Below are 3,041 nucleotides of genomic sequence, written 5' to 3'. Positions count from 1 at the left end.
GGGTGGGGAAAAGCCCGCGCCGTCAGGCGTGGGACGAGTCGAGCAGGAAGGCGGTCGCCGCCATGGAACTGGTCATTCGCGACGCGCAAGTCATCGATGGGACCGCCGGTCCCTCGTACCGCGCCGACGTCGCCGTCGACAACGCCCGCATCGCCGCCATCGTGCCGCAGGGCTCCGGCCCGCGCCCCACAGCCAACCGCACCGTCGACGCCTCCGGCCTCGCCCTCTCCCCCGGCTTCATCGACATGCACGCGCACAGCGACCTCGCCCTCCTCCGCGACCCCTCCCACGAGGCGAAGGCCGCGCAGGGCGTCACCCTCGAAGTCATCGGCCAGGACGGCCTGTCCTACGCCCCCGTCGACGACCGCACTCTCACCCAGGTCCGCACCCAGATCACCGGCTGGAACGGCGACGGTTCCGACATCGACTTCGACTGGCGGACAGTCGGCGAGTACCTCGACCGCCTGGACCACGGCTTCGACGGCGAGGGCATCGCCGTCAACGCCGCCTACCTCATCCCCCAGGGCACCGTCCGCATGCTCGCCGTCGGCTGGGACGACCGCCCCGCCACCGCCGCCGAACTCGACCGCATGAAGCGGCTCGTCGCCGAGGGACTCCACCAGGGAGCCGTGGGGCTGTCCTCCGGCCTCACCTACACCCCCGGCATGTACGCCTCCGGCGCCGAACTCACCGAACTCTGCCGCGTCGTGGCGGAGCACGGCGGCTACTACTGCCCGCACCACCGCTCGTACGGCGCCGGCGCCCTCGAGGCGTACGAGGAGATGGTCGCCCTCACCCGGGACGCCGGGTGCGCCCTCCATCTCGCCCACGCCACCATGAACTTCGGCGTGAACAAGGGCCGCGCGCCCGAGCTGCTCGGCCTCCTCGACGCGGCGCTCGCGAGCGGCGCGGACATCTCCCTCGACACCTATCCCTACCTGCCCGGCTGCACGACCCTCGTCGCGATGCTGCCGAGCTGGGCGAGCGAGGGCGGCCCGGACGCCGTCCTGGCCCGCCTCCGGGACGACGGGACGGCCGAGCGGATCCGGCACGCGATGGAGGTCGAGGGCGCCGACGGCTGTCACGGCGTGCCGATCGAGTGGGACACGATCGAGATCTCCGGCGTCTCGGACCCGGACTTCTCCGTCTACGTCGGCAGGACGATCGCCCGCAGCGCGGCCGAGCGCGGCGAGGAGCCGTTCGTCACCGCGCGCCGCCTCCTGCTCGGCGACCGGCTCGGGTCGACGATCCTCCAGCACGTGGGACACGAGGAGAACGTGCAGGCGATCATGAGACACCGCGTCCACACCGGCGGCAGCGACGGGATCCTTCAGGGCGACAAGCCGCACCCGCGCGCGTACGGAACGTTCCCGCACTACCTGGGCCGGTACGTGCGCGAGCTCGGCGTGCTGTCCCTGGAGGAGTGCGTGGCGCATCTCACGTCCCGCCCGGCGGCCCGGCTCCGGCTTCCCGACCGGGGCCTCGTACGCGAGGGCTACCGCGCCGACCTGGTCCTCTTCGATCCGGAGACGGTCGCCGCAGGCTCCACTTTCGAAGCTCCGCGGACCCTCCCCACCGGCATTCCGCATGTCCTGATCGACGGCCGCTTTGTCATCGAAGACGGCCGGCGCACGGACGTCCTCGCGGGCCGGTCGGTCCGGCGGGCGCCCGGGACGTAGGACGGGGCCTCGGGCCCCGCGCGCGTGCCCACCCATACGTCCGCGTGGCGGAAAACATCGCGCCGCTTCCTTCACACGGCCGTATCGTGTCGGACATGCAGGTGATCCAGTCAACCAAGCTCGCCAATGTCTGCTACGAGATCCGTGGCCCGGTACTCGAGGAGGCAATGCGGCTGGAGGCGGCTGGTCACCACATCCTGAAGCTGAACACCGGCAACCCGGCGCCCTTCGGCTTCGACTGCCCGCCCGAGATCCTCGAGGACATGCTCCGCAACGTGGGCTCGGCGCACGGCTACGGCGACGCGAAGGGCCTGCTCACCGCCCGGCGCGCGGTGATGCAGCACTACCAGACCAAGGGCATCGAGCTCGACGTCGAGGACATCTACCTCGGCAACGGCGCCTCCGAGCTGATCCAGATGTCGATGCACGCGCTGCTCGACGACGGCGACGAGGTGCTGGTCCCAGCGCCGGACTACCCGCTGTGGACGGCGGCCGTGTCGCTGTCCGGCGGCACAGCCGTGCACTACCGCTGCGACGAGCAGTCCGACTGGATGCCCGACCTGGCGGACATCGAGCGCAAGGTCACCGACCGCACCAAGGCGATCGTCGTCATCAACCCGAACAACCCGACGGGCGCGGTATACGACGACGAACTGCTGCGCGGAATCACGGAGATCGCCCGCCGCCACCGTCTGATCGTCTGCTCCGACGAGATCTACGACAAGATCCTTTACGACGACGCCACGCACACCCCGACCGCCGCCATCGCGCCGGACCTGCTGACGCTGACCTTCAACGGCCTGTCGAAGGCGTACCGGGTGGCGGGCTACCGCAGCGGCTGGCTGGCCGTCTGCGGCCCGAAGGCGCACGCCGCCAGCTACATCGAGGGACTGACGATCCTCGCGAACATGCGCCTGTGCGCGAACATGCCGGCGCAGCACGCGGTGGCCACCGCCCTCGGCGGCCGGCAGTCGATCAACGATCTGGTGCTGCCGGGCGGCCGGCTGCTGGAGCAGCGCGACACGGCGTACGAGCTGCTGACGCAGATACCGGGCGTGACATGCGTGAAGCCGAAGGGCGCGCTGTACGCCTTCCCCCGCCTCGACCCCAAGGTCTACAAGATCAAGGACGACCGGCAGATGGTGCTCGATCTGCTGCGCGCCGAGAAGATCATGCTCGTGCACGGTACGGGCTTCAACTGGCCGGAGCCCGACCACTTCCGCATCGTCACACTGCCGCACAAGGACGACCTGGCGGACGCGGTGAGCCGGATCGGCCAGTTCCTGGACGGCTACGGCCAGCCGTAGCGGCCCACGCACCTCCATCGAAACCCCGTGGCGGGGGGGGGGAGGACGCGGGGAG

The 3,041-nt window shown here is 70.6% G+C and carries 2 protein-coding genes; both read left to right on the top strand.

Translation table 11 applies throughout. The annotated features are described in order from the left end of the window. The first annotated feature begins 62 nt into the window (after positions 1 to 62). Positions 63 to 1,679, top strand: a complete 1,617-nt coding sequence (locus ACTWP8_RS38070; protein ID WP_443326625.1) for an N-acyl-D-amino-acid deacylase family protein — start codon at positions 63 to 65, stop codon at positions 1,677 to 1,679. A 95-nt stretch (positions 1,680 to 1,774) separates the two neighbouring features. After that, entirely contained in the window at positions 1,775 to 2,986 is a 1,212-nt protein-coding gene (locus ACTWP8_RS38065) for a pyridoxal phosphate-dependent aminotransferase (protein WP_443326624.1), read from the top strand. The last annotated feature ends 55 nt before the right edge of the window (positions 2,987 to 3,041 follow it).

The organism is Streptomyces sp. 7N604, from assembly GCF_052245475.1.
Classification (GTDB): Bacteria; Actinomycetota; Actinomycetes; order Streptomycetales; family Streptomycetaceae; genus Streptomyces.
Note: the sequence above shows the minus strand (reverse complement) of the source record. Positions and strands in the feature narration are given on the sequence as shown.

Coding starts and splice junctions, on each gene's coding strand:
- ACTWP8_RS38070 (WP_443326625.1), top strand. CDS start 63: ATGGAACTGGTCATTCGCGACGCGCAAGTCATCGATGGGACCGCCGGT.
- ACTWP8_RS38065 (WP_443326624.1), top strand. CDS start 1,775: ATGCAGGTGATCCAGTCAACCAAGCTCGCCAATGTCTGCTACGAGATC.